The organism is Gemmatimonadales bacterium (assembly GCA_041390145.1).
Taxonomy (GTDB): domain Bacteria; phylum Gemmatimonadota; class Gemmatimonadetes; order Gemmatimonadales; family GWC2-71-9; genus SPDF01.
In genome coordinates this window covers 63,429-70,397 of sequence record JAWKQM010000015.1, presented here as the reverse complement: position 1 = coordinate 70,397, position 6,969 = coordinate 63,429, and the positions used below count along the sequence as shown (strand labels likewise).

At 69.8% G+C, this 6,969-nt stretch carries 5 protein-coding genes; all 5 read right to left on the bottom strand.

The window, feature by feature from the left end; translation table 11 throughout:
- Window positions 1-957 precede the first annotated feature (957 nt).
- Complete coding sequence (locus tag R2910_12820) at window positions 958-1,968, bottom strand: hypothetical protein (GenBank protein MEZ4413863.1); 1,011 nt, start codon at window positions 1,966-1,968, stop codon at window positions 958-960.
- A gap of 248 nt (window positions 1,969-2,216) precedes the next feature.
- On the bottom strand, window positions 2,217-2,828 hold the full coding sequence (locus R2910_12815) for a DUF4159 domain-containing protein (protein MEZ4413862.1): 612 nt from the start codon (window positions 2,826-2,828) through the stop codon (window positions 2,217-2,219).
- A complete protein-coding gene (locus tag R2910_12810; GenBank protein ID MEZ4413861.1) occupies window positions 2,825-4,867 on the bottom strand; it encodes a hypothetical protein in 2,043 nt (680 codons plus the stop codon). The genes R2910_12815 and R2910_12810 overlap by 4 nt, the downstream gene beginning before the upstream one ends.
- Entirely contained in the window at window positions 4,864-6,093 is a 1,230-nt protein-coding gene (locus R2910_12805; protein ID MEZ4413860.1) for a BatA domain-containing protein, read from the bottom strand. Before R2910_12805 ends, R2910_12810 begins: the two co-directional genes overlap by 4 nt.
- A complete protein-coding gene (locus R2910_12800; GenBank protein MEZ4413859.1) occupies window positions 6,090-6,968 on the bottom strand; it encodes a DUF58 domain-containing protein in 879 nt (292 codons plus the stop codon). Before R2910_12800 ends, R2910_12805 begins: the two co-directional genes overlap by 4 nt.
- Window position 6,969 lies beyond the last annotated feature (1 nt).

The window sequence follows — 6,969 nt, the reverse complement described above, 5'->3', positions numbered from 1 at the left end:
CCGCGCGACCTCGCCAGTAGTATAAAGCGCGGCGGCTGCCGCAGATAGAGCGCGCCCTCGTCAGCTGCATGCGCTGGTTAGGCAGCATTAGCAGCAGGGCCCTAGTTGCGAATCGACCACACCTGGGCGATCGCCCAGCCTGACGTGCCTCGCTGCAACTGATACCCTCGCCCGCTTGCACACCTATCGCCGCAGAGCAATGTGAGTTCTACCAGCGCGTGGGAGTACGAGGAGTCAAAGGCCACCCGGCTTAGAACGAGAACGTCGGTATTGGGACCGAAGCGCTCGCGTAGGGCAGTCCAACCTTGGTGATTCGTAGGAAGGCTGTCGATGAGAGGCCGATCGAGTCCTGGCAATAGCTCGCCCGCTAGAACCGGAGCGACCTTCTCAGGTGAGAGGAAGCCGGGAAGTTGGTCCGCTTGGGAGCCAGTCGCATCAGGCCATCTCGGGCGTGTATCCGCACATCGGAGCACAACAAATGACGAATCCTTCCAGAACCACGCCGGCTCAGAAGCACGCAGGACGGCGTACACGGCACGTTCCTGCGCGATTGCGGGCGTCGCTGGAGTCTGGGCCTGAACACCCTGCGCTGCGACGACAGCAACGAGGAGGTGCCACCGGAGCACTGTAACCTCACTCTGGAGCGGGGTTGCTGCCTAACGCCTAATGGACTGAGTGGTACTTCTCCTACAAGCCCTTCCAAGGTACGGCCCGCGAGCTAATCTGGAAAGACCGATAGGCGGCCGAGGGCGCATCTGCCTGACCTGTATCACGATAGCCGCACAGCCCGGCTCAACTTCAGACGGCAACCCGCTGCGTGCCCCGCAGCCTTGTGCCCCTAAGACCCTACTTAGGCTGCGAAGCCTGCAGTGGTTCCGTAGTGGGCTGCCGGAACTCCGCAGCTGGGGACCTCAATGCTGCCAAGTTGGCGGGGGAGCGAGAGTCGCCCTCGGCCCGCTACCGCGCCCCCCGCAGCCGCCGTGACGTCCACTCCAGCAGCAGGCAGAGGGTCAGGGCCGCAACAAGCCAGGGGTACACCGGCGTCCGCAATGGCCGGGCCGGGGGCAGCGAGCTCGGCGGCCCGAGCGCGTCGACCAGACTCGCGAGCGGTGCCCCGTCGCCTGCATGACCGGTGCTCAGCGGAGCGTACGCCACGCCCGCCACCAGGTCCGCCCACCAGGCGCGGTGCGCCGCCACGGAGCCTTCCCCGCCCTGCATCCGCCAGCGCCAGGTATCACGATACCCGACCCCAACGACGCGCCCTGCCCCCACCCGCCGAGCCGCAACGACCGGCCGGTCCTCTCTCGTCTCCAGTGTGACGGCCCCGGGCGACAACGGCCGGAGCTCGACATAGGCAAGCGCACGGCGCGGATCGGCCTGCTCGAAGGCGAGCGCCGTCGCGTGTCGCACCGGCCCCGCCATTCCACCCGGCGCCAATCGCCCGACCGATGCCCCGGCATCCCCCGCCACAACCAGACCGCCGCCTGAACGCACGAAGCCCGCGATCGCTCCGGCCAACCGGTTGGCGGTGGAGTCGAGCACAACGACCGCCGCATGCGATGCCGTATCCAGGGGCATCGGTTCGCCCTGCCTGACATCAATCCGGGGCGCCACGGCATACCGCGCATCCACCACCCAGCCGCGTTCCTCCAACGCCCGCGCCACAAACCGGGCCTCCCACCCCGCCGTGCCGAGCAGGAGAATGCGGCGATGAGTGCTCGCGGTGTCACTCTCCGCCCAGGCGGTCGTCGGGCCAAGGGATGCGCGGACCGCCCCGGCCACCGGCGGCAGCCGCACCGTCGCCCCACCACCGACGCCAATGGACGTGCGATCCAGGGGACCGAGGGCATCAGCGAGCGCCACGGTGTCGCCGGCCGACCCGGCAAGCCGCACCAGGACACCACCGGCCGGGTCTCGCTTCGGTTCGACCTCCAGGCCTATCGGCGCGATACCAGCATTCGACCACATGACCGTTGTTCCAGCGCGCCGGAGCGCAACCAGCCAATCGCGCGCAACCGGAGCGGGCGCCGCGTCCAGCGTGACCGAGAGCGACTCGCATCGGCGGCAACCATGCCCATTCCGCAGCCATGCTCTCCAGCTCGCGCGGGACGACGGCCACGCGACCGCCGACGCGCGCGGGGAGCGACGCAAGGACGATCAGCCAACCGAGCAGCGCCAGTGCCGCCACCCGGAGGCCCCACTCGAACGCGGGGCGGTCAGCGGGTAAGCGCATAGACCACCACGTTCACGGCGAACCGCGTGTTGTCCACCGAATAGAAGCGTTTGGTCTCGGCGTGGTAGTCCCACTCCGAGCTGTAATCCTTGTTGCTGTAGAGCACCGCGATGCGACCCGCACGCTGAACGGCGAAGAGATGCGTGTGCACCAGGTTGTCTCCCCAGCCATTCAGTTCCTGGCTGGTGGCCGGCGGCCCGTCGGGAAACTCGAAGAACGCCGAATAGAGCGGATGACGATTGGGCAGTTCCGTGATCGGCCCTATTGTCCGGCCAATCTCCTCGGTGGCCGACCGGTGAAAGACGCCGTCGATGTCGTGGTTGTGATCGTCAACGAACAGCATCCCGCCGCGATCGATGTAAGCGCGCAGGTTGCGGCGCTCCTGCTCGGAAAAGCGGAGCGGCAGGTGGCCGGTGAGATACACCAGCGGATAGCGGAACAGGTCGGTGGAGCCAAGCGGCACCACCACCCCCTGCGGGGCAAGCGCCAGCGACGTGTAACGGGCCAGGGTGTCGATGATGTTGGCGGGCAAGAGCGGCGCCGAGTCCCAGTCACCCGACTCGTACTGGGCGGTGGCGAAGACAAATTCGCTCATGGCCACCCCCAGGCCGGCAACGTTGGCACAGCAACGACGGGCGTGGTAAGGGTGCGCCGCGCGGCGAGGAGGGCGTCGGTCGCGTCCCGACCGGACTGGAGCGCCACCAGGGCCCGGTCCAGCGCGGCGGCAAACTCCGGCAGGGCGCGCATGGCGTCCAGCCGGAGCACCGCGAGTGAATCCACCGCCGCCGACCTCGGCAGCGCGTCGACCGCCAGCGTGAATCGATCCAGCAGCGCCGCAACGCTGCCCGACTCGACAGGCTGCCCGTGCGCCGGGGAGGGATGCACATCGGTGAGCTTGCCGGCGAGGCGCACCCGCGCGAGGTCGACCACCGCCACCGGCGGACGGCCACGCAGATAGATCCGCTCTGCGGCGCGCGCCCGCAGGATGGCCGCCAGCGCCTCCCGCATCGGCGGGAGCGCGCGCCCTGGTTGGCCCTGCTCCAACTCGCGACCCGCCACCCACATCGCATTGTAGGCCTCGAGCAGCGGTCGGTTGACCGCGACGACCGGCGTCTCGTCTTCCGCAAAGTCGAGTGCGTTCTCGTTCTGCTCTGTCGCCTGCTCCGCCGCGGCCAGGAGTTCCTCCGGCGTCAACGGCGCGGTGTCGGCATCCCCCGACTCTTCCGCACTGGCCTCGCCGCCGAGGCGGTGGAAGATGATGGTCGCCACCTGGCGCCGCAGGGCCGCCTGGTCTTTGGCGATGGCGCGTGACTCCTGGAGCACCAGCCCCGCCTTCAGTCGGGGGCGACGCCGCTGCAACCCCTCTGCGAGGAGGATCAGCATCCGCTGGCTCAGGAGCGAGGAATCGGCGTCGGCCGGCGCCGCGGCGTATACCGACACGCTGTCGCCCTCACCCGCCCTCGGCACGCGAAGCATGCGCGTCTCGGAATAGCCGGTGTCGGGTCCGGTGATCAGGTTGCGATCCCGCGCAACGGCGCGCAGGTGCACGACGTCTCCCGGCACCAGGTGCAGGGAATCGAGCGACAGCGTGGCATCGAGCTTCGCATCTCGTGCCCCATCGAGCGCCCGCCGGCCCGCGACTCCGCTGCGGAAGGTGAAGCGCTCCCCTGCCCCGCTCGTCACCACGAATTCAAACCAGCCATCCGCCAGCCCGTAGTCGTCGTGGATCTCGGCGTGGAGCGGAAGTGGCCCCCCAGGTGCCCGCCACACGGTGTCCCGGGCTGGAGCGGTGAGCTGGACGACCGGCAGCGAATCGGGTGTGCCACTGACCACGATCAATCGCGTGATGCCGCCGGCCTCCAGCCGGAGCGCAACGACAGAATCCGGCATGATAAAGCCGAGGGCCCACCCGGTTTCCGATGTGCCGACTGGAACTGAACGATTCCCCAGCTGCACGGTCAGCGATGACGGTGCCCCCCGTCCGCTGATCCGGACACTGGTCCCCTGCAGCCCCACGATCGTTTCCGGATCCTCGACCGTCTCCTTGCGAAGCCCGGAGTAGGCGGGTGGTACCAGGGTAACGACGACCGGCCGCAACGGATTGCTCGTTGCTTCAGGCCGCGCCGGCGCCGTCAGGATGTCGCCGGGCGCCGGCGCCGACATCCGCGCGACAACCCCGTGGGGCAAGGCGGCGAGTGCCACGATGACCACAGCCGCGGCCAGCAGCGGAACGCCTGCCGCCCGCAGCACTGTCTGTCGAAGCGGCGCGCTCCAGCTGGCATTCGCCACGGCCTGCTCGAGGCGGGGCGCCATCGCCGGGTGTCGGCCCTCCACCAAGGTCACCAGCGCGTACCGCATCGATGGGGCGCGCCCCTCGAGCCACAGTGCGACGGCGGTCAGTGAGGCTGCCCCTCTGTTGCGCCAGAGGATTGCGATGGCGGCCGCCACGCCGAGCATCACGCCACCAACGGCAAGCGCCTGACGCGCCGGCCAGCTCAGGCCAATCGCCAAATCGAGGAGGGCAACGAGCAGCAGCCACCCGCCCGCAACCGCCACGCCCCAGCCCAAAGCGGCGAGCAGCACGCCGCCGGCGAGCGCGAGCCTGGCGTGCCGCAGCCGACGATCAACGGTCATGCCGCCGCCCGGTCCCGGCGGAGCAGCGGCTCCAGCAGGACAAGCACGCCAGCGGCGATCAGCAGTCCGAGATTGGCGGGCACCCGCCCTTCCTCCCGAACCGGAATCGATGACGGGGCAAGCAGCCCACCGCTTCCGCGGAGGCTGTCGAGCTGCGCCTGCGGCACGACTTCGCTTCCGCGTGGCCCGCCGCACGGCTCGCTCAGCTGACGAACCAGCCGAATGATGCCGGGGCGAAGGGGGATGTCCCCTTCGTCGGGAATCGAAATGCCTACGTCGCGCTCACAGCCGGCACCCAGGGCACGCTCCGTGGCGGCGGGGGTACCATCGGCCCACCGGGCGACCACCCGTCCCGACGGCAGGGCCACGCGAGGCCCGAAGGGCGCCACCGCCGCATGAGGCCCGGCGACGACTCCGGCGGCGAGTCCCGGGAGCGACGGCCAGCCAGCCTCTTCCACCGGCCAGAATACCAGCGTTCCGCCCCGCTCCGCCCATGCCGAGTCCTCCGCAGTGAGAACCGTGCGCACCAGGCGGGTTCCCGCCGGAAGCCCGTTCCCTAGTGCCACCGTCGCCGTGATGGGATCGCCCGCGGATGCCCGGAGGCCGCCGCCCTCGATGCCGGCGGGCAGCGCCTTTGCAATCGGCACCAGTCGTATGCGTCCGGACCACGACTCGCGAATGTCGAGCGTCGCTTCGTCCCATTCCTCCGCCATGAACGGTGAGACGATGGCCAGTTCGATCGAGTCGGCGGACCTGGCCAGGCCCGGCGCGGCCCGCATCGCCGCCACCAGCGCGGTGGAAAGCGAGCCCCGTCCCCCACCGGCTGGACGCGGTGCCCCGCCCACCGGCATCATGGTGGCGGTGCTATCGAAGGTGATGACAAGATCGGCGTTTCGCACGACGGCGGCGGCCACGGAATCGAGTTCGGTCGTCGCCGAGCGCGAACGGTCGAGTGCCACGATGGTGTGAACGCGGCGCGGTGGGGCGGTCTGTGGGCGGGCCAGCGCCGCACCCAGCAGGAGCAGCGCGGTGACTCTGACTAGCAGCAGGAGGAGATCGGTCGGTCGGGTGGTCGGTGCGGTGGTCCTGGCTGGCCGGTCGGGAACGAACCGCGCCGTTGGAAGCGCATAGGATCGGGGCGGGCGGCGAGCCAGCAGGTGCAGCCCGACTGCCACCGCCGCGGCCACGCCCGCGGCCGCGAGCCAGATCGGCGCGCCGAAGGTCACCGCGTGTCCTCCACGCCGGCCACGATCCGTCGGATGGCCCGGACCGGTTCCTCCTCCGCCAGCACCTCGGTGAACTCGGCGCCAGCGTGCCGCCACGCGCGCCGCAGGCCCGCGCGCCAGTCCGCAAAGCGTTTGGTGTACTCCGGGAGCGTGTCAGGCTGCAGGACGCGGCGAACCGCCGGTGCCTCCGGATCCACCGCCAGGCGCGTGGTGGGCACCGGCCGCAGTTCGCCCTCCGAGACGACCTGGACGGCAAAAACCTCCGCGCCCGCCACGATGCGCTGACGAACCAGGGGAAGGAGTTCGAGTTCATCACTCAGGAAATCGGAGATCAACACCAGCCGCCAACCGGCGCGCACCTGCTCCAGCGCCGGGCTCAGGGGGGCCGAGCCGCTCGGCGCCACTGCATCGAGCGCCCGCGCCATCTCCGGAATCGTGCCGGCACGGCTCCTGGGGGGGAGGCGCACGGTGCCCCGCTCATGCGCCACCACCAGGCCTGCGGGATCTCCGTCGTGTTGCGCCACGGACGCGAGGCCCACCGCGAGGCGACAGGCTTGCCTCCATTTGGCCATCGTCTCGAATGGAAAGGCGAGTGACGCCGATGCATCCACCAGGATGAGCGTGGAACGCGTCGCATTGTCGTCGGTGAGCCGCAGGTAGGCGCGATCGGTGCGGGCCAGGAGTTTCCAGTCCAGGCGCCGAGGATCATCGCCGAATCGATAGGGACGATATTCGGTGAAATCCGCCGCCATCCCGCGGAGACGGGAGGGGTGGCTCCCCGCCGAGCCCGCGCCGACCGGCCGGCGGGCCGGCCAGGAGAGGCCGGCGAGTGCATCGAGGAACGGGCCGTAGTCCCGGAGGCTCGATGCCAGCACC